The 19,652-nt window shown below is 68.0% G+C and carries 16 protein-coding genes and 1 pseudogene; 6 read left to right on the forward strand and 11 right to left on the reverse strand.

The features are described 5' to 3' along the window. Positions 1 to 121: 121 nt before the first annotated feature. The 5 genes and pseudogenes from AC0662_RS28085 to AC0662_RS28105 form a co-directional block, all read right to left on the reverse strand. Positions 122 to 1,105: a Wadjet anti-phage system protein JetD domain-containing protein gene (locus AC0662_RS28085; protein WP_478304360.1), complete on the reverse strand. Its 984-nt coding sequence runs from the start codon at positions 1,103 to 1,105 to the stop codon at positions 122 to 124. A gap of 28 nt (positions 1,106 to 1,133) precedes the next feature. Continuing rightward, positions 1,134 to 5,540, reverse strand: coding sequence for a coiled-coil domain-containing protein (locus AC0662_RS28090; RefSeq protein ID WP_478304362.1), 4,407 nt, complete (start codon positions 5,538 to 5,540; stop codon positions 1,134 to 1,136). Beyond that, entirely contained in the window at positions 5,540 to 6,259 is a 720-nt protein-coding gene (locus tag AC0662_RS28095) for a hypothetical protein (protein WP_478304364.1), read from the reverse strand. The genes AC0662_RS28090 and AC0662_RS28095 overlap by 1 nt, the downstream gene beginning before the upstream one ends. After that, positions 6,246 to 7,700, reverse strand: a complete 1,455-nt coding sequence (locus AC0662_RS28100; RefSeq protein WP_478304366.1) for a hypothetical protein — start codon at positions 7,698 to 7,700, stop codon at positions 6,246 to 6,248. Before AC0662_RS28100 ends, AC0662_RS28095 begins: the two co-directional genes overlap by 14 nt. 571 nt (positions 7,701 to 8,271) lie before the next feature. Beyond that, positions 8,272 to 8,442: pseudogene (locus AC0662_RS28105) on the reverse strand (DUF255 domain-containing protein); the annotation flags it as partial. A gap of 35 nt (positions 8,443 to 8,477) precedes the next feature. On the opposite strand from AC0662_RS28105, the gene AC0662_RS28110 reads away from it, so the two are divergent. Next, positions 8,478 to 9,038 (forward strand): nitroreductase family protein, encoded by a 561-nt coding sequence (locus AC0662_RS28110; protein ID WP_478304368.1) that lies wholly within the window; start codon positions 8,478 to 8,480, stop codon positions 9,036 to 9,038. On the opposite strand, the gene AC0662_RS28115 is transcribed toward AC0662_RS28110, so the two are convergent. The 3 genes from AC0662_RS28115 to mca form a co-directional block, all read right to left on the reverse strand. Continuing rightward, positions 9,035 to 10,060 carry a CopD family protein gene (locus tag AC0662_RS28115; RefSeq protein ID WP_452199783.1) on the reverse strand — a complete coding sequence of 342 codons (1,026 nt, stop codon included), beginning with the start codon at positions 10,058 to 10,060 and terminating at the stop codon, positions 9,035 to 9,037. The genes AC0662_RS28110 and AC0662_RS28115 overlap by 4 nt on opposite strands. Positions 10,061 to 10,198: 138 nt before the next feature. Further along, on the reverse strand, positions 10,199 to 10,504 hold the full coding sequence (locus tag AC0662_RS28120; RefSeq protein WP_452199781.1) for a hypothetical protein: 306 nt from the start codon (positions 10,502 to 10,504) through the stop codon (positions 10,199 to 10,201). A gap of 31 nt (positions 10,505 to 10,535) precedes the next feature. Continuing rightward, positions 10,536 to 11,399, reverse strand: a complete 864-nt coding sequence (mca, locus tag AC0662_RS28125) for a mycothiol conjugate amidase Mca (RefSeq protein ID WP_452199779.1) — start codon at positions 11,397 to 11,399, stop codon at positions 10,536 to 10,538. A 59-nt stretch (positions 11,400 to 11,458) separates the two neighbouring features. Between mca and AC0662_RS28130 the strand changes: the two genes are divergently transcribed. The 3 genes from AC0662_RS28130 to AC0662_RS28140 all read left to right on the forward strand — a co-directional run bounded on the left by AC0662_RS28130 (position 11,459) and on the right by AC0662_RS28140 (position 14,103). Then, entirely contained in the window at positions 11,459 to 11,896 is a 438-nt protein-coding gene (locus AC0662_RS28130) for a DUF4307 domain-containing protein (RefSeq protein ID WP_452199777.1), read from the forward strand. Positions 11,897 to 12,140: 244 nt separating this feature from the next. Continuing rightward, the gene (greA, locus tag AC0662_RS28135) at positions 12,141 to 12,653 is read left to right on the forward strand and encodes a transcription elongation factor GreA (protein WP_452199775.1); all 513 of its coding nucleotides are present in this window, start codon (positions 12,141 to 12,143) and stop codon (positions 12,651 to 12,653) included. 211 nt (positions 12,654 to 12,864) lie between these two features. Next, complete coding sequence (locus tag AC0662_RS28140; protein ID WP_478304372.1) at positions 12,865 to 14,103, forward strand: MFS transporter; 1,239 nt, start codon at positions 12,865 to 12,867, stop codon at positions 14,101 to 14,103. Positions 14,104 to 14,209: 106 nt separating this feature from the next. On the opposite strand, the gene AC0662_RS28145 is transcribed toward AC0662_RS28140, so the two are convergent. Continuing rightward, a complete protein-coding gene (locus AC0662_RS28145; RefSeq protein WP_452199771.1) occupies positions 14,210 to 15,274 on the reverse strand; it encodes a hypothetical protein in 1,065 nt (354 codons plus the stop codon). A 134-nt stretch (positions 15,275 to 15,408) separates the two neighbouring features. Then, positions 15,409 to 16,902 (reverse strand): MFS transporter, encoded by a 1,494-nt coding sequence (locus AC0662_RS28150; RefSeq protein WP_452199769.1) that lies wholly within the window; start codon positions 16,900 to 16,902, stop codon positions 15,409 to 15,411. Between the two features lie 88 nt (positions 16,903 to 16,990). Between AC0662_RS28150 and AC0662_RS28155 the strand changes: the two genes are divergently transcribed. Both AC0662_RS28155 and AC0662_RS28160 read left to right on the forward strand, forming a co-directional pair. Continuing rightward, positions 16,991 to 17,434, forward strand: coding sequence for a MarR family winged helix-turn-helix transcriptional regulator (locus AC0662_RS28155; protein ID WP_452199767.1), 444 nt, complete (start codon positions 16,991 to 16,993; stop codon positions 17,432 to 17,434). Continuing rightward, complete coding sequence (locus AC0662_RS28160) at positions 17,427 to 18,446, forward strand: alpha/beta fold hydrolase (RefSeq protein ID WP_478304375.1); 1,020 nt, start codon at positions 17,427 to 17,429, stop codon at positions 18,444 to 18,446. The genes AC0662_RS28155 and AC0662_RS28160 overlap by 8 nt, the downstream gene beginning before the upstream one ends. Here AC0662_RS28160 and ilvA read toward each other — a convergent pair. Next, the gene (ilvA, locus tag AC0662_RS28165; RefSeq protein ID WP_452199763.1) at positions 18,431 to 19,633 is read right to left on the reverse strand and encodes a threonine ammonia-lyase; all 1,203 of its coding nucleotides are present in this window, start codon (positions 19,631 to 19,633) and stop codon (positions 18,431 to 18,433) included. The two genes, AC0662_RS28160 and ilvA, sit on opposite strands and share 16 nt — an antisense overlap. Positions 19,634 to 19,652 lie beyond the last annotated feature (19 nt).

Here is a 19,652-nt window from a genome sequence, read left to right on the forward strand (position 1 = left end):
AGCTGATCTCCCCCTCAACGCCGACGCCGTCACCACCCTTCAGGTGGACGCGTTAACGCGGTGCTGAGCCGAACGGCGCGAGAGTCGCATCCCCGCCCCGTGCGATCTCGCGCAACTCACTTCAAGCGGTGTCCCACCACCGTGGGATTCGATGCAGAACATCGTACCCCACACGCTCCTGAGGAATCCGCTGACGTTCCGAGAGAACCTCCGCCGCACGCTGCCGCAGCTCGACCGGCAGCACGTCGAGAAGGGGCGGCTGGAAGACCGTGGGTCCGGTCGGCGGGACGGGACGTTCGGCGAGCATGAGGGTCCACAGTGGTACGTGGAGCCGGGCTGTCAGCCCGACCTTTGCTGCGGCAGCCAGGACGTCGCGGGTGATCTCGAGGCCTCGTACGTCGAGGTCGCCCCAGTAGTGGACCTCGGTGATCGGAGTCGGGTGATCAAGGGCGGCAGGGATTGTCTTCGGCGCCCACGAACCTTGGCCGAAGGCAACCGCACAGTACGGATGGCCGCTCTCGGCAGCGAGGAGGCGGGCACAGGTTCGGAAGGCCGCGGTGTTCTCCACCATGAGGAGTTTTGTGCCGTCGCCGACTGCGCGATAGGCAAACGGGATCGGGACGTTCTCGTAGCGTAGGAGTACTGGTGAGAGCCGGTCGGGTCGCCACAGCGTCGTGGGTCCCGCGATCCCACTCGCGATCGCCTTCTCGTTGTCGAACAGTTCGGCTGACCGCTCCTCGGCTGGCACTACCGGGCGCTGGGCGCCACCGTCCCGCAACCAGCGATTGACCCGGTCCAGTACGTCGAACTGCTGGTCGCTGAGCACCATTGTCGAGGCCCAGGCAAGCTCGTCCACCCAGGGCACAGGGCGGCGCTCGACCCGCATCGGCCTGGTGGCGATCAAGGTTACGAAGCGCGGCAGCGGGGTCGGCGCGAGTTTGTCTGTCGAGGCGGAAGGCTGAACCAATCCGGCTGCGCCGGCGGCGCCGATGAGCTCCGCGAGCTGTGCCCGCGCGTCGACGGACCGGGCGGCGTCGACGAAGTGGCGGGAAAAGACACGCCAGATCTCGTCGCTGTCGACCCTAGTACGGCGACCGGCGGCCACTCGGAGTTCGGCCACAAAGCGCTCGGCGTCAGTCATCCGTCGGCTCCTCGCGCTGAACGAGCCGAATGGAATCCAGGTAGACCAAGTCGGCGTCCTTCTGATCGACGACCAGATGCACGTGGCCCGAGCGAGGGTTCTCCCGACCGTCCAAGCGCACAATGTTGCGGAACGAGGCCAAGGCCCCTACGTCGTGCAGCCCCGTTGTATAGATCAGCTGCAGTCCGAATGCCTCTGCCACGCGCTGCTGCACCTCCATCAACGTGGCCTGGTTGGCCTTGCCGATCGGGTTGTCCATCAGCAGCGGCAGTGCGGCGTTCGTTTGCAGGCCGGACGAACGAGCCTCGGTACGCATCCTGGTCAGCGCGGCGAACAGAACCAGGGCGACGGTCACCTTCTGACCGCCGGAGAAGGTTGCCATCTCACCAATGTCGACGCGTTCGTTCCGCAGCCGCTTGTGCGGCTTGAGAAGCGTCGCGTGAAACGGTCCACCAATCGCGGCCGAGACCGACGCGTACAACAGGTCCATGCCTGAGGGCACAGTCTTATCCGGGTCCGCGCACACCCGGTCAACAACCGTCGCCACCTTCCCCGAGAGCTCATCAGTTGCCTCTGGCAACTTGGGATGGGTGAGGTTCAGGAACAAGCGATCGGACCACTCCTCCAGACCGGCCGGCATCCGCGTGCGCCGCTGCAACCGCTCGAGCAGCGTCACCGTCTCGCGCACCTTGCCGACCAGGTGCTCGATCACGATCCGTCGGTGCCGCTCGACATCGGCGAGCTGCCGGTCGATGGTCAGCGCGAACATCTGTAGCTGCTCACTCAGCTGCCGCGCATAGGCGCCCCGCTGGTCCGCCGTCCCCTCTGTCAAACGCGGCAGCAGCGTCGGCAGCTCCTTGGTCAGCAGCTTCTGGAACCGATTGGCGAGATGACGTACGTCGTCCAGCGCACTGTCGCGTTCCTTGATCGCGAGCCGGATGTAGTCGGCGGCCTCGTCGAGGTTGATCTGGCGGCTGCGCCGGGCCTGCTCGGCGAGTTCCGGACCGCCCGACCAGGCAGACACCTCCCGTGGCAGGTCGATGAGGTCGGCCGGCCGCTCCATCATCGAGGCACTGCGCCGCAGCACGTCCGCGAGATCGGTCGCTTCGCGCTCGAAGGCCTTCCGTTCAAGGTTAGCTACCTCGGCGACTCCAGTGTGATGCGTCTGGGCCTCGGCCGCTGCCGTATGTTCCTCCATCGCCGCGCTGGACTGCGCGGCCAGCTCTTCGAGCAGTTCGTGCGCTCGATCGACGGTTGTGGGCTCCTCATCGAGCGGTGCCCGCCGGCTCGCTGGAATCGTCTCCTTGTCCCTCAGGTCGGATTGGGTCAGGGACAACGCGTGCTTGGCCAGCGCCTCCTGCTTTCCCAGCTCCGTCAGCCGTTCCTTCGCGACTCTGAACGCCGTCTCGCGAGATTCCAGCGTGGCGCCCTCCGGCCCCGCCAGCAGCGTCTCCGCGAGCGCGACCACCTCGTGGTTCACTCGCCGGATCAGAGTCGCGAGCTCGGACACCGTCTTCTGCAGATCTTCGCGCTCACGCAGCAGCTCGCTGGGCGGGCTGGCCTGGTGCAGCTCGCTACGGGCAGCCTCGAGCGCACGCTCCAGGTTGTCGACGGGATCCGCCGGCGGTTCGGCCTCGACAGCCTCCAGCCGCCATTGGGTGAAGGTGCGATCGATTCCGCTGATACGAATCGAGACCGCCGTCATCAGTCCGTTCGCCGCCGTCTCGCGGGCGCGCGCCGATCGCCGTGCGTCGCCTGCCTTCTGTCCCAGGCGTTGGGCTGCGGCAAGCTCCATCTCGCCCTCCCTGAGCTCATCCGCCACCCCTGGGCGAACGGCTTGGCGGTCAATCAACCGGCGGACGGCGACTTGGGCACGCTCGGCAGCGCCGAGTCGATCGCGAGCCGGCTGCACAGCCTCCGCCGTCGTCTGTGCCGAGGCGCGGGCCTGCCGGTACTCGTCTTCCGCGCCCCCAAAGCGCTTGCCAGCGTCCTCTAACTCCGCATGACGGTCAGCGACCTCCTTGCGCCATTTGGCGACCGCGGCCGCCGGATGGAGCTCGAGGAAGCCGGTCAACGCTGCCCGCACCGTCCTGGCCTCGGCCTCCTGGGCTCTCGCCGTTCGCTTGTCCTGGTCGGAAACAGCCAGCCGGGTGGCCCGACGGGTCACCTCGTCTGCAGCCGCGTTGTCGTCGTACAACGCGGCCGGCCCCTGAAGGACCGTGAACGGCTCCGCCCGGTCTCCGCCAAACGCAGCCGTGGTGGTCAGGACGACCGGGCCGGTCAGCACCACGCGCCCGGCGATCTCGGTTGCGGCGTCCAGGTCAGCTGGATTCTCCAGTACTACGCCGCTGACCACCTCGGGGAATCGGGAGATGTACGCCGCCTGCTGGTCGACCGGCACTCGCCTGCGGAGCACATCCCAGCCGGAGAAGGCCGAGCCGACCTCCTTCGACGCGGTGAGGACCTCCAGGATGGCCTCGACATCCGGACTGGGCGGCAGCAACCCGGTGCGATGCAACCAGTCGACAGCCCGGGTATCGGTCGCGGCCGCAAGCTCGATCATGACCCGAGCCGCTCCAGCCTCGTCGGCTTGCCGGCTGAGACGATCGGCGGCTGCTTCGCCGTCCTGCCAGACATCAGGGTGCGCGGCTTCGAACACCGCTGCCAGTCCGGGTATCTCCAGCAGTCGGGTCAACGCGGCATCGACCGCGCCAGACCGCGCCGCGGCCTGCTGGTACTCCTGCCGTGCCTCCGCCAGCGCCGTACGCGCCGATTCGCGTTGCTCTTCCGCCTTAACCACTGCTTGGAGCGCGTCGTCTGCCAGCGCCGCGAGGCGCTCGGCCTCATCTTTCCACCGCGTGCACTCGGCCGCCGCCGAGACCAAGGCATCGTCGAATGGCTGACCAGGTTTGATCAAACCGTCCTCGATCACCTGGGCCAGATCCTCGTCCAGGACCCGCAACCGCTCCTCGGCGGAGGCGATCGCGCCGGTTGCCTGAAGATGCCGAGCCCGAGCCTTCGTCTCGTCTTCCTCGGCGACCGCGGCGGCCCTGACTGCGGCCTCAAGCTCCTCCTTGACTCCATCGAGTGTCGCCTGTTCCGCGGCACGAAGACTGGTGAGTTTCGCCGCAAGTCGGGACTCGGCGCCGGCGACTGCCGTCCGCAGGGGTGCGGCACGATCGTCCATCTCCACGAGAAGCGCGTCGATCTGTTCCAGCCGAGCCTTGGCCTCGCCTTGGGAACGGAGTCGACCAGTGACCTCCCAAGCGTCGACCTGCCGCTGCGCTTTCTGCAGGTCGTCGGCGAGCTCTTGATGAATCCCAGCTGCTTCCTGGTGCTGCAGTCGCGCCGCGACTAGCTGCGCCTGCCGCCCCTGTTGCTGACGTTGATTGCGGACCGACTGAGCCTTCTTCGCCTTCTCCTCGAAGTGTGCCGCCCGCCCTTCGTGGTGCCGTACGGCGTTCTCCGCCTGCGCCGCCGCGGCCCGGAATTGATCGACCAGTCGCAGACCCGAATCCCAGCTCCCGGTCGCCTCCGACCGCTCTTCCTCCAGCTGAGTCTGCTGCGCCGCCGCATGGGACAGCCTGCCTTCGACTGCCATGCAGAACCGCTGTTGCTCGAGAAGGCCGGGTCGCTTGGTCAGCGTGTCCCGTACACCCTCGACCACGGCCGAGACACCGTCCGGAACCTCAGGCGGAATGATATAGGGCATTGCCCACTGCACCAGCTGATCGCCGTTCTGGAAGTGGAACCGGTCCGAGATCGACCCCTCGTCCGCCGACATCTTCAGCTCGTCGGCAAACACCTCCGGATCCAGCCCATGGTGCCGGAGCCACTCCGCCCAGCGCCCTTGGTGATTGTCCGGCCGGAACGCATCGCCTTCGATCAGCGCCGAAAGCTCCGCCGAGAAGTCGGACAACGGCCGGCGCCGGTCGTCATCGGTGTGCATCAGTTGCACGACGCTCTCGAAGGTCAGGCTGCCACCATCCGCAGGTACGACAGCTGCCCAGAGCTGCCGAAGCAACTGGGTGGACTCACGGGACCGCTCCGGGCGGCGTTGCTTCCACTGCAGCACCTGCCCGATCAGGAGCCGCGTGCCCGACCCAGACAAGGTCCGAACGCCAGCGATCTGCGAGAACTCGAGGAGCACGTGTGCGGTGTCCGTGCCCAGCACGTAGTCGCCCAGGTGCTTGTCCGGCCGGCCGAGGAAGTCGTCGAGCTTCGGCCGCAGTGTGGAGAACACGAGCGACAGCCAGGAGGTCTTGCCGCCCATGTTCTCCAGCCACAGCACTGACGCGGTCGGTTCCCCGTCGACATCGGTGAGGTTCACGGTCAGCGGATCGAAGCGAGCATCAGGATGGCCGACTGATTCAAGATGAACGCGCCGTAGATGCCACATCAGTCCTCCCCTTCCATCCCGGCCGCCCGGACAGCATCGAAGATCGTCTTCGCGGCCACCTCCCGCACGTGCAGGCGGAACCGCTCAGTACTGCGGTAGACGTCCTGCTTGGTGGCGTCGCGCACCATGAACTGCTGCTTGGCCAGCCAAGCCAGCACCCGCCCGACGCGGTAAACAGTGCAGTCCTGACGCAAAGCGGACGAGTCCTTGTTCCGCGAGATCGACTTCTCCGCAACGTAGACGGCCAGCGCGTCGGCGACCGCGATCTCCTCGCCGCCGCCCGCTGTGGAGTCCGTCTGTGCCGCGGTCGCAGCCTTCCGAATCCAGTCGTCCACCTCCACCGCCGTGACCTGACGTGCACCCGACTCGCCGAACGAGTTCGCCGTTGGATAGCAGTAAGTCGCGATGCCGACGAAGGCGACGCCGTACGTGATCCGCTCGGCGGCCGATGTCCACTTGAAGTCCCGAATCAGATCGTCGGAGCGCAGCGAGAACGGCGAGTCGGCCGCTGGGTCGAGGATCAGCCCGACCTGCGGATCCGCCCCGAGCACCCGCAACCCGAGCGGCTCGGCAGCGAACCGTACGGCGCTCGCGTACCCCGGGTCGGTCCGGAAACGCTCCAGCAGCGCCCGATGCGCAGGATCCGCACCAGGACGGCTGGACCGGTCGACCGAGAACCTGAGCAGCCGGTTCGCATCGGCGAAATCATCTACGCGCATCGACGCCTCCGTTCGATCGAGACAGCAACAGATCCGGCACCCTGAATCGGTCGAGAGTCAGCTCGACGCCACTCTCGACCGCGGCGATGCCGATCAGCATCGGATCTCGGGTCTCCGACGAGCCACGCTCGCCCCAGCAGCGCATCGAACACAGCGCGACAAGCAAGGCGATGTCGTCGTCCGCGCCGGCGAGAAGTTTCGAGAGCGCGATGGGCGCCGGCCCGATCTGAGCCATCAGCTCGCGAGCCACGGCCCAGGCGTCGTCGTCGAATCTCTCGAACGGATTGCCGATCTCCTCGAGATCGCCGAGGTCCACATCGACCAAGGCCTCCTCTCGTTCGCGCGGCCGGGTGAGCAGGATGTCGGTCAGCGTCGCCAGCGACACCACCTTGGGCGGCGTCACCCCGGTGGAAACCCGGACAAGCTCCATCGCCATGTCCTCGGCACCTGCCGCCGGCAGCGCGAGCAGCGGCTTGAATACGTCGTCGTGAAGCTGGATCTTTCCAACGTCCAGCGAGATCGCGAATCCCTGCGCGATCTGCGCGGCCCGGAACCGCGAGCGTGCCACCTGAATGTGCTGCTGCAGCCGCAAGAGATGCTCCAGGGTGTCACCCACAAGCCGGACAACCGAAGCAGCCTGCGTCCGCGATTTCGGGTCGACGTCCTCGGCCAGCTGGGCCGCATGATCGGACAGTTGGTGCAGCGCCCGGACCCGATTCTCGAGATGCGCAAGAGCCGCCTCAAGAACGGTCTCAACATCGGTCTCCCAATCGATGTCCCGCAGATCCCGCTCAACCGACCTCAGGTACCGATCCAGTCGATTGCGGTACTCCACCGCCACCCGCTGGGTCACCGCCGCCGACTGCTCGGCCTGCGACCACCTGCCCGACTCGATCTGAGCGCGAAGCACGGCCTCCGCAGCGATCTGTCGGTCCTCAAGATCAAGGTCGAGACCGGCCAACGTCAGATTCAGCGCCGCCTCGTCCGCATGCAGCCTGACTTCGCCCTCGGACGTCAACGTCTCGTAGAGCGCCACGACCCGCAGCAGCTCCCGGCTGTAGCCGACCGGGTTGATCCACGGCACGTCGAACCCACGAGCGGCGTACCCCACGTTCAGCAACCGATCAATCAGCCAACTGGCGACCTCGGCATGCTCCGCCGAGGTCCGCCCGGGCGCCGACCGCGCCGCTTGAGCCCCGACCGCCGCCTCTACAGACGTTCGCGGTACCCCACCCTCCGGATGCAGGCCGTACTCCGCCGCGATCGCGTCGAACGCCGCGACCTGCAGCAACCGCATGTCGTACTCGTCCCAGGACCGCTTGGCCCCACCCGCACGAGCCGCCCGATTCTTGTCATGCTCGATGTCCAGCAGCGGTTGCAGGTGCGCCAGCACCCGCAACCGCCGTGCGAACGACCGCCCGGCCGACTCGGATTCGGACATGTTGCTCAACGTAACCGTCGACTCCGACAATTTCGACGGCCGACGGCGCGTCCAGGTCCTCTACAGGCGCGGCGAGTAGTAATTATGCAGCCGGTACGCAGGATGAGATGACGGGTCTCGGGGATGCGCCGGAGGACCTGCAGCGCCGCCGCTCTGACAAATTTCGCTGCAGCACACGGCACAGGGTCTGGGCTCCCGCCCAGGATGCGTATCGCCTAGCAGAAGGCACGCGACCTGCCCGGTTGGGTGACGTCGTTGATCATGGTTGTCAGCGGTTGATCATGATCCGCAGAAGGTTGGTGGTCGTTCGTCTTCCAGCCTGCAGTCGTCCCGAGGGTTCGCTCCCATGGCGGTACGGACCGGGGATGTTTGACGGCATGAAAGCCGTGCGCAGTCTGGAGCGCGCAGGGCCCCGCTACCGTCGTATCGCTCGGGTGTCCCGCGATGCATCAGCGTGATGCATTAGGCAGTTCAAACGCTGCGGAATAGAGCCGAGCCGTGCGCCACTAAGCGGCGTTTTGCGCCTAGATCGTAGGGATCTCAGCCCTGCTGCCCCCACCCGCAGCGGGCTGGCAGTCACGTGACACCAGTGACAAGCGGAGTACCCCACCGAGAGGAAGATCGGGACGTCCCGCTCCCGCGCCTCGGCGAACGCACGATCCGACCACTCCCGCCACTCCACGGGGTTGTCAGCGTGCTGCCGCAGGTAGGGACTGGTCGATCGCCCGAGCTCGTTCGCCATGCCACCACCGTAGTGCCCCGAAAATGGTGCTCGGAATGGACAGACCGGAGCGGCGGTTGTACGACGTCATGCCCGTGCACCCGTTGCTCGCCAGCCGTTTCAGCCCGCTGCGCTTCGACACCGGCTGGAGCGTGACGGACGACGACATCGAGACGCTGCTCGAAGCAGCCCGCTGGGCACCGTCGGCAGGCAACTCCCAACCGTGGGCGTACTTCGTCGCGCGCCGCGGCGAGCCCGACCACGAGCGCGTCATCAGGCACCTCGCGCGCAGCTCGGCCCGCTGGGCACCGACCGCGTCCCTGCTGATCGTGACGATGGCCCACCGGTACATCGAGGACACCGACTGGGCGTACTCCGATTTCGCCGACTACGACCTCGGCCAGTCGGTCGCCCACCTCACCCTGCAGGCACACGCGATGGACCTCGCCTGCCGCCAGTTCCGCGCCTTCGACCTCGAAGCCCTGACCACCGACCTGAACCCGGGCGACGGCTGGCACATCGTCTCGATGATCGCAGTCGGCCGCCCCGCCGAGGACCGCCCGGCAGACCGCGAACGCCGCAGTACCGCCGAGCTGCGAACGGCGCCCTGGGCCTAGGCGGTTTGCGAGAGGGCGACCGAGAGGCCGAGGGCGATGGCCATGGTCAGGAGTTCGAAGCCGACGATGCGCCAGAACGGGAGGGTGGCGTCGAGGAGGTCGCCGTGCGAGCGGGAGCGGTGCAGCGCGGCGAGCACGATGAGGAGCAGGAACGCCACGATCTTCACGATCAGCAGGACGCCGTACGCGTCCTCGGTGAGGGCGTCGCCGATCGTGCCCCAGCCGCCGCCCTTCGCCGCCAACCGTCCGGCGGCGCTGATCAGGCCGCTCACCAGTACGGCGATCGACGACACGAACGCGACCTGGCGGTACCGCTCCAGCACCATCCGGAGCCCGGTCCGGCTCGCTCGCCCGTAGCGGACCAGACCCGCGAGGCCGCCGACCCACGTGGTCGCCGCGATCACGTGGATCACCAGCGCCGCGCCCGCGAGGACGACGTACGACTCGTTGCGGGGGTACGCCGTGACCGCGGTCGGGACCAGTGCGGCGATCGCCACCAGCACGCCGAGGCCCGCCGCGGACGATGACTGCACGCGGCGGATCCCGATCGCCAGTGCGACCACCAGGATCCCGGTGATCAGCAGCGCCTTGACCTCGGGTACGCCGAGGGCGTCGTCGAGCCGCATCCGGAGCAGCCGGACCGGGGTGTCGAGCAGGGTCGCCGCCGTGACGACCGCGCCGGCGAACGCGCACGCCGCCCAGATGATCGCCGAGTTGCTCGCGTCCCGGACCGCCCGCCGGCCCTGGACACCGAGCGGTCCGCCGTCGGTCCGCAGCAGCACCACCGCCGCGAGCAAGGCACCTGCACACCCGACCGTCGCCAGGACGGAGACGAGCCGGAGCAGCGGCAGCAGCCAGGCGACGAAGACGCTCGGTCCACCGATGCCGCCGAGCTCACGCGGTTGGCTGTCCGAGGCGTAGAGGGCGACCACGAGCGCCAGTGATGCGACGAAGACAGCGCCCACGCCACCGATGACCAGCCGCCCGGGCATACGGTGCCGGGCGGAGCGGGTCGCGGTCACCGAGCAGACCGGAGAAGGGGGCCATTCAGCACGCGGCTCACTATAGGGTCAGCCGAAGGTGGGCAGCCCAGTCCGACACCATCTCGTGATCAGGGTGTTTCCCAGCTCCCAGGAAACGGTGACCGCACTGATACCTCGTCAGTGCTCAGAGTGTTGTTTGCCGTCACTCGATGTCGGGGTCGATGTCGGGGTCGGGTCCGAAGTCTTCGGCTCCGCATCGCCAGCCGGGGACTGCGAGTCGTCCGGACTCGCTGGGCCGGCGGACGGTGCTGGGTCGTCCGCACCATCGCCGTCCACGTCGATCCGCTTCAGCTGTTTGCCCATGTTCCGCCACAGCAGCACCGTGGCGGCACCGAGAGCGAGCACGATCAACAGCGCGACCCAACCGGGCTTCACGGTATTCGGGTCGATCTCGGCCGTCAGAAGGGAGGTCGTCGCTGTCACGCCACCAGTCTCTCACTGTCCCGACCGCCCGTCAGCGGAGCCCCGCGAACAGGTCATTCTCAGGCAGCTCCGACTCGACCAGAGTCCGCGCGAGCTCGTAGTCCTCGGTCGGCCAGGCCGCCTGGTGCACCTCGAGCGGTACGGCGAACCAGGCGCCGTCCGGGTCGATCTGCGTCGCGTGCGCGAGCAGCGCCCGGTCCCGAACCTCGAAGTACCGCGCGCACTCGACCCGGGTGGTGATCCGGCGCTCGTTCTCCGGGTCCGGCTTCCAGTCCTTCAGGCGCTCGGCGTACGGCGACTCGAGCCCGCGCGCGACCATCGCGTCGTGCAGCGCCTTCATCCGCTCGTAGTGGAAGGTGTGGTGGTAGTACAGCTTCAGCGGCTGGAACGGTTCGCCGAGCTCCGGGTAGGCGTCCTTGTCGCCCGCGGCCTCGAACGCCGCGACGGTGATCTGGTGGCACATCACGTGATCGGGGTGCGGGTAGCCACCGTTCTCGTCGTACGTCGTGACGACCTGCGGGCGGAACTCGCGGATCAGCTTCACCAGCGGGGCGGCCGCGTCCTCCACCTTCTGCGCCGCGAAGCAGCCCTCCGGGAGCGGTGGCGGCGGGTCACCCTCCGGGAACCCGGAGTCCACCCAGCCCAGCCACTCCTGCCGGATCCCGAGGATCTCGCGCGCCGCGTCCATCTCCTTGCGGCGGATCTCGGTGATGTTGGCCAGCACCTCGGGGCGGTCCATTTTCGGATTCAGGATCGATCCGCGCTCGCCACCGGTACACGTGGCGACCATCACCTCGACGCCCTCGGCCACGTACCGGGCCGTCGATGCGGCTCCCTTGCTCGACTCGTCATCCGGGTGGGCGTGCACATGCAACAACCGAAGATCTCCACTCACAAGACACAATGGTCCTCCAAGCGCACCGAAAACCCACGACCGACCCCCTGGACGACCCTGTGACCGAGCCTTCAGCCTCACCCGCCGCCGACCCGACCCCCGACCTGAACGCGCGGTACGGCCGGGGCCGCCGGTCGCGGCGACCGCTGGTGATCGGCGGGCTGGGCCTCGTCGTCCTGGTCGCGATGGCGTGGCTGATCTGGGCGGCCTGGGTGCAGTCGAACCCGCCGGTGACCTCGCAGCTGCAGGGCTTCCAGATCGTCTCGCCGACGAGTGCGAAGGCGACGGTGAACGTCGACCGGAGCAAGTCGGTGGAGGCGAGCTGCCGGCTGCAGGCGAAGGCCTCCGACTTCTCGATCGTCGGCGAAGTGACGGTGACGGTCCCGGCCGACTCCCCGCGGCACCAGGTGCTCCCGGTGACGCTGACAACGCAGCGCTCGGCGACCGCGGTGGTCCTCGTCGGGTGCACGACGGCTGATCAACACCGTCCGCGCTGACCTCAGCGCCGTGTCGCCCCGATCTCACCACTTGCCGCCGGGATCCCTGCCTGGGCAACCGATTGCCGCCGAGTGCCCGGGACGGCGCGAAAAAGGCCGGTAGCAAGCGTTTTCCAAGCGTTTGCGTCCGGTCAGAACCCCTGCGTGATCTGGGTTCCCTTGCTACGCTCGTTGGATTGGTCGCCGTCGACGACGGCGGCCAGCAGTATTTTCCTGCCCATCCCACCGACACAAGGAGCAGCCCGTGACGCAGAAGATCGACGAAGACAGCGTTGTCTGGCTGACGCAGGACGGTTATGACCAGCTGAAGTCCGAGCTCGAGCACCTCAAGGGCCCCGCCCGTGCCGAGATCACGCAGCGGATCAGCGAGGCCAGGGACGAGGGCGACCTCAAGGAGAACGGCGGCTACCACGCCGCGAAGGACGAGCAGGGCAAGATCGAGGCGCGGATCCGGCAGCTGGAGGACATGCTCCGACGGGCCCGGGTCGGCGAGACCCCGAAGGCCGGCGGCAAGATCGAGCCGGGCATGAAGGTGTCGATCAAGTTCGCCGGCGACGACGACGTCGAGACGTTCCTGCTGGGCTCCCGAGAGTTGCTCGCCCTGGATGCCTCGGTCGACATCGACGTGTACTCGCCGCAGTCCCCGCTCGGTGCCGCGATCCTCGGGAAGAAGAAGGGTGACAAGGCCACCTACGAGGCCCCGAACGGCAAGGACGTCACCGTCGAGGTCGTCGCCGCGGAACCCTTCACCGGCTGACTCCACCAAAGCTTTCAAGCGCCCCGGTGGAGACCCCACCGGGGCGCTTGCTTTTGAGGTCAGTCTTTTGAGGTCAGTCGCACCCGTCCGTGGGTGCCGGCGTCCAACGACGTACGCCGACACCCGCGGACAGGCTCAAGTTGAGTCGCCTCGACTCAATTTTGTTGATACTTGAGTCGACAGGACTCAACCCGGCGCTTACGGTCGCGGAATGAGCATCCTCCGCCACCCCGAGTTCCGCCGGTTGTGGGCCGCCGACCTGCTCAGTCAGCTCGGGTCCCGGTTGAGCATGGGCGCGATCCCGCTGCTCGCCGTCCTCACCCTGAACGCGTCGACCCTCCAGGTCTCACTACTCCGCACCTGCGAGACCGCCGCCTGGCTCGTGCTCGGCCTGTTCGCCGGCGCCTGGGCCGACCGGATCCGTTGCCGCCCGGTCCTCGTGTACGCCGACCTGCTTCGGGCGCTGTTGTTCGCGTCGATCCCGGTCGCCTGGTGGCTCGGCGTACTCACCCTCACGCAGGTGTACGTCGTACTCGTGCCCGCCGGAATCCTGACGGTGCTGTTCGACGTGGCGCACAACTCGTACCTGCCCCGGCTGCTCGAACGGGACCGCCTGCTCCCGGGCAACGCCAAGCTCGCCGCCAACCACTCGATCGCGGCCGTCATCGGCGCGGGCGCCGGCGGTCTGCTCGTCCAGTGGCTCGGAGCTGCTCTGACGATCGGCCTCGATGCGCTCAGCTTCGTGTGGTCGGCGCTCTGGCTCCGCTCCATCCGGACCTCGGAACCGCAGCCGGTACTGCCCGCGCGCCCGAACCTCCGCCGCGAGATCGGCGACGGCTTGCGGTACGTCTTCCACCACCCGCTCCTGCGCCCGCTCGCCCTCAACACGATGGCGACGATGCTCTTCCAGGCGGCGGCCGGCGCGATCATGGTCGTCTACCTGGTCCGCGAGGTTCACCTGCAGCCGGCGACCATCGGCATCCTGAGCATGATCGGCCTCCTCGGCGCGATCGTCGCCTCCGCCGTCACGGAACGACTCAGCCAACGGTACGGCGATGCGCGCATCCTGCTGCTCTCGTCGACCGGCGTCGGGGTCGCCTTCACGGTGCAGGCGTTGACGGCACCGGGCTGGGCGGTGAGCTGGTTCGTGGTCGGGACGCTGCTCGCCGGCTTCTGCATCATCGTCAGCTACATCCTGCTGGTCAGCACCCAACAACGCCTGTGCCCACCAGACCTCCAGGGCCGAGTCAGCGCCACCATGAGCTTCGTCAGCTGGGGCGTCACACCCCTAGGCAGCCTCCTAGGCGGCGCACTAGCCACCACCCTCGGCCTCCACCCCACCCTCTGGCTAACAGGCCTAGGCACCCTAACCGCCAACACCCTCCTCTACTTCTCTCCCCTCCGCCCCCTCCGCACCATCCCCACTCCCACCAACACGCCAGCAGGCTGACGCTCCGCCAGCAGGCTGACGCTCCGCTGGCGGGTTGTTTCACCGGTGACGTGTTGCAGCACTCCAGTCGGCACAAAAGCCGCCAGCCGCCGGTGGATGGACGGGGTCAGTCGGACGTCAGCTGGGCGGTGCCTACCAGGACCTCTACGTCGAGGGCGGCTCGGCCGCGGCCGATTTCTACGTCTTTGGATTGGCCGGAGACGGCGCCGGACCAGGTGACGCGGCCGAGTTGGGCCTCGGTGTGGACGTGGACGTCGGAGCCGCGGCGGAGGGCGATTTGGGCGGTGCCGGATTCGACGCGGACGCGGGAGCGGCCCTTGGTGATCTGGGCGTCCAGGTTGGCGGAGCCGGCTTGGACGAGGACGTCGATCGGGCCGGCGACGTCTGCGACCTTCGCCGTACCGGCGGTGACGCGGACGCGGGTCAGACCGGGCAGGCGCTCGGCGTTGACGCTGCCGCCGGTCACCTCGACCTCGACCTGGAGGTTCGGGTTGACGCGGATCGACAGTTCCTTGGCGAGGCCGTTGACGTGCGCTTTCAGGTCGGTTGGATTCCGCAGCATGCTGAAGCCGTCGATCGAGACGCCCATGTCGCCTTCGCTGCTGATCGCCAGGGTGTCGCCGTCGCGCTTGATCACGTGCGGCCCGTCGACGGCGACGCCGTTCACCGCGGGCTCGCCGATCAGCCGCACCCGGCGCCCGATCGCCCGCACCGTCACCCGCTGCACGCCGGACGGAATCGGCACGTTGCTGTGCAGCTCCTCGACCAGCTCCTCAGTCTCCTCCGGCACGGTGTCCTGCACCCGCGAAGAGTCAGCCCGCGCGTCGGACGGCTCGCTGGTCGACTCCGCGAACGGCTCGGTCGATGGCGACGCTGGGCCCTCGGCGGACGACTCGCTGGACGGCGTGGCGGTGGGCGAGTCGACGGCGTCGGCCCAGGCGGACGGGGTCGCCGCATCGTCGCCCGTAGCTTCGGGCCGGGGCGTCGTGCCGTCGGCCGGACGGTCGGCAACCGGAGCTTCGGTGGCCGGCTCTGCCTGGGTGTCGGCAGGCTCGGACGGGGTGGTCTTGAGGGCGGCGATCAGGGTGGTGGCCTCGTCGGTCGAGAGGTGGCCCTTGGCGACCCGGTCGAGGATGTCCTTGACCTGCCGGTCGTAGCTCTGGTTGCTCATGCCCCCAAGTCCAGCACCCAACCGGTCCGAAACCAATCGGGGTATCCCCCGAAATGCAGTGGTGCGAACCCCCGAAGGAGTCCGCACCAGCCACTGTCTCTATAACCGCACAGCCCGCGAAGGGCTGGTTGTTGTCACGCCGCCGGCGTCATCTCCTCGGTCGCCAGCTCGTCCTGTACGGCGGCCAACTCGGCGGCCTCCGCCTCTTCAGCAGTCCGCCGGGCGCGCAGCCCGCGCAGACCGGTGAGCGCGATCACCAGGCCGAGCGCCGCGATCCCCGTCACGACCCCCAGCCCGGACTTGTACGCCGGGAGAACCCCCGACGGCGTGGTGATGCCGACGGACTGACCACTGATCACCGCGGTCACGATCGCCAGGACGACCGCGCCACCCACCTGGTTGGAGGTGTTGAACAGTCCGGACGCCAGACCCTGCTCGCTGTCCGGGACCCCGGACACAGCCTGGATGTTCAGCGACGGGAACCCGATCGCGAACCCGAGCCCCAGCAGCATGATCGTCGGGAACACCGTCGAGAAGTACGCCGACTCCGGGCCGATCCGAAGCGACAGCGCGTACCCGGCGACGAACAGCGCCATCGCGAGGATGATCATCTTCTCGGTGCCGACCCGGTCCACGATCTTGCCGACGTTCGGCGAGAGCGTGGCGACCAGGATGCCGGCCGGGAGGAAGCCGAGCGCGGTCTGGAACGACGACCAGCCGAGCAGGTTCTGGAAGTACAGCGTGCCGATCAGCTGGAACGCGACGTACGAACCGAAGACGGTCAGGATCGCCAGGTTCGCGCGCCGCAGCGACGGGTTGCGCAGGATGCCGAGCCGCACGAGCGGGTGCTTGGTGCGCAGCTCGATCGCGACGAAGCCGGCCAGCAGTACGACGGCGAGCGCGAACAGGCCGATGGTCTGCACCGACACCCAACCGGCGTGTTCGGCGCCGACGACGGCGTACACCAGGGACAGCATGCCGCCGGTGACGGTGATCGCACCCGGTACGTCGTACCCGCCGGCGGCGTCGTCGCGCGGGCTGTTCGGGATCAGCTTGATGCCGAACAGCAGCACGATCAGGGCGACCGGGCCGGGCATCAGGAAGGTCCAGCGCCAGCCGACCTCGGTCAGCGCGCCGCCGAGGATCAGGCCCATCGAGAAGCCGCTGGCGGCGCAGGTGGTGAAGATACTGAGGGCACGGTTGCGATCCGGGCCCTCGTGGAACGTCGTGGTGATGATCGACAGCGCGGCCGGCGCGGTGAACGCGGCGGCGATGCCCTTCACGAACCGCGCGGCGATGAGCAGTTCGGGGTTGCTCGCGAGTGAGCTCAGCATCGAGACGACCGCGAACACGGCCAGCGCGATCAGGAAGACGCGGCGGCGGCCGAGCAGGTCCGCGGTCCGGCCGCCGAGCAGCAGCAGACCGCCGTACCCGAGCACGTAGCCGGTCACGACCCACTGGAGAGAAGAAAGGGAGACGCCCAGGTCGGCGCCGATGGACGGCAGGGACATGCCGACCATGGACACGTCCAGGCCGTCGAGGAAGATCACGCCGCAGACCACCAGGAGAGCGCCCCAGAGACGGGCATCCCAGGTCATGCGAGCGGGCGATGTGGTTTGCGTAGTCACGAGGAGAGACTATTGCATGCACGTGCATCTAATGTCTAGGCATTAAATGCGTTTGCATTGAATGCGTGTGCATGCTATGGTCACCTCCATGACCGCTACGAAGGTCAGCAGTGGGACTGGTGAAACCACTGCCGATGTCAGGGAATGGCGCGAGCTGCTGGCTCGCCACGCAGATCTGACTTGCGCCCTCGACCGGGCGCTGCAGGCCGGTCACTCGCTGGGCATGAGTGAGTACGAGGTGCTCGAGCGGCTCGCCGAGCTGCCGGACCATTCCGCGAAGGTAGCGACGATCGCCAAGTCGGTGCACCTGAGCCAGAGCGCCCTGTCCCGCGTGATCGGCCGGCTGGAGACCGCCGGCCTGCTGGAGCGGCACATGTGCCCCGAGGACCGGCGCGCGGTGAACGTCCGGCTGACCGACGAAGGGCTGCGGCGCCAGACCGAGGCCCTGCCAACGCAGCGCGAGGTGCTCGCGCAGCGGCTGCACGCACCTCTCGTGAAGACCTGTGAGCCATTACCCTCATCGGGTGAGTGAGACTTTCGACGACGCTCGCGAGATCATCGCGGATCTGCAACGCATCATGACGCCCAACGGCGTCCAGGAGACCTACCAGCTCCCCGCCGGCGGTATCGACCACTACGTCTACGCGCGTGGCCACGACCGCTCCAACCCCGTCATCTTCTTCGTCCACGGCGGTCCGGCCTCGCCGCTCGCCCCGGCTGCCTGGGAGTTCCAGCGGCCGGTCGAGGAGTACTTCACCGTTGTCACCTACGACCAGCGCGGCGCCGGACTCACGTTCCGCACGGTCGATCCCGACACCATCGCGGACACCTTGACGATCGCGCAGTACGCCGCCGACGCGATCGAGCTCGCCGAACAGGTCAGGGACCGGTACGGCGTCCAGAAACTGATCCTCCTCGGCCACAGCTGGGGCACCCTGATCGCCTTCGAAGCGGCCCGCCTGCGTCCGGACCTCTTCCACGCCTACGTCGGTATCGGCCAGGTGATCGATGCGCGGGCCAACGAGCGCCTCTGCTTCGAGTACGCGCTCCAGCAGGCGCGCGAGCACAACCACACCGAGGCGCTCGAGCAGCTCGAGTCGATCGCGCCGTACCCCGGTGACGTGCCGCTGACCCGGGACCGGATCGTGATCGCGCGTGAGTGGGCGCAGTACCGCGGTGGGCTGTCGGCGTACCGGAGTGACTCGCGCTACTTCTTCGAGGCCCCGCTGCTGTCACCGGAGTACACGGTCGCGGATGCCGAGATCATTGGCGAGGGCAACCAGTTCACCCTGGGACGGGTGCTGGACGAGATGCTCGAGGTCGACCACACGGACGTCACCGAGTTCCCGATCCCGGTGCTGATGTTTCTCGGGCGGCACGACTACACGACACCGGCCGAGCCGTCCGCGGCATGGCTCGAGGCCGTCGATGCGCCGTACAAACAGGCCGTCTGGTTCGAGAACTCGGCGCATCTGGCGCCGTGGGAGGAGCCGGGGAAGTTCCTGGTCAGCCTGGTGACCTACGTGCGTCAGTTGAGCGTGTAGGTGTAGCCGTTCGCGGCGAGGCCGGCGAGCAGACGCTCGCGGTGATCCTCGCCGCGAAGCTCCACCTGCAGGGCGACCTCGACCTCTTCGAGGCTCAGGGTCTCCGAGATCCGTTCGTGCACGACCTCGATGATGTTCGCGTCCAGCGCGGCCAGCTGGGTCAGCAACGTCGCCAACCCACCGGGCGTATCGGGGATCCGGACCCGCAACGACAGGTACCGACCGGCAGCCGCCATCCCCTGCCGGATCACCCGCATCAGCAGCAGCGGATCGATGTTGCCACCGGACAGCACCACGACGACCGGTGGTTTGAACCGCCGCGGCTCATCGAGTATGGCGGCCACCGCTGCGGCCCCGGCGGGTTCGACCACGAGCTTCGCGCGTTCGAGGACGAGCAGCAGCGCCTTCGACAGCGAGTCCTCACCGACGGTCCGTACCTCGCCGACGTACCGCTGGACCGTCTCGAACGGGACCTTGCCGGGCAGCCCGACCGCGATCCCGTCCGCCATCGTGCGCATCCGCTCCAGCTGGACCGGCTCCCCCGCGTCCAGCGAGGCCGGGTACGCCGCCGCGCCGGCCGCCTGCACGCCGACGACCTCGATCGGCATCCCGTCGCGCTGCATCGCGGCCGCGATCCCGGCGAGCAGTCCGCCACCACCGGTCGGTACGACGACCGTCCGGACCTGTGGGCACTGCTCGACGATCTCCAGCCCGGTGGTCGCCTGACCCGCCACGATGTCGGGGTGGTCGAACGGGTGGATCAGTACCGCGCCGGTCTCGGCCTCGAACGCCCGCGCGGCGATCAGGCAGTCGTCGATCGACGTACCGGCGAAGCGGATCTCCGCGCCATACGCGCGGGTCGCCTTCTCCTTCGGGATCGGGGCGCCGTGCGGCATGAAGACGGTCGCCTTGATGCCGAGCAACTGTGCCGCCAGCGCGACGCCTTGCGCGTGGTTGCCGGCGCTCGCCGCGACCACGCCACGCCGGCGTTCGGCGTTGGACAGCCGCGCCATCCGCACGTACGCGCCGCGCAGCTTGAAGGACCCGGTGCGCTGCAGGTTCTCGCACTTCAGGAACACGTCGCCGCCGACCAGCTCGCTCAACCACCGCGAGAACTCCAGCGGCGTCGGCGCCACCACGTCGTGCAGCAGATCGGCGGCCCGTGCGACATCCCTGGCATCGATCACGGGTTCACCCTAGCCAGGA

The organism is Kribbella sp. NPDC043289, assembly GCF_056436705.1.

Bases quoted from the DNA above. Each gene is read 5' to 3' on its own strand.
- AC0662_RS28090 (WP_478304362.1), bottom strand. From the start codon at position 5,540: ATGTGGCATCTACGGCGCGTTCATCTTGAATCAGTCGGCCATCCTGAT.
- AC0662_RS28095 (WP_478304364.1), bottom strand. From the start codon at position 6,259: ATGCGCGTAGATGATTTCGCCGATGCGAACCGGCTGCTCAGGTTCTCG.
- AC0662_RS28100 (WP_478304366.1), bottom strand. From the start codon at position 7,700: ATGTCCGAATCCGAGTCGGCCGGGCGGTCGTTCGCACGGCGGTTGCGG.
- AC0662_RS28110 (WP_478304368.1), top strand. From the start codon at position 8,478: ATGGACAGACCGGAGCGGCGGTTGTACGACGTCATGCCCGTGCACCCG.
- AC0662_RS28140 (WP_478304372.1), top strand. From the start codon at position 12,865: ATGAGCATCCTCCGCCACCCCGAGTTCCGCCGGTTGTGGGCCGCCGAC.
- AC0662_RS28145 (WP_452199771.1), bottom strand. From the start codon at position 15,274: ATGAGCAACCAGAGCTACGACCGGCAGGTCAAGGACATCCTCGACCGG.
- AC0662_RS28155 (WP_452199767.1), top strand. From the start codon at position 16,991: ATGACCGCTACGAAGGTCAGCAGTGGGACTGGTGAAACCACTGCCGAT.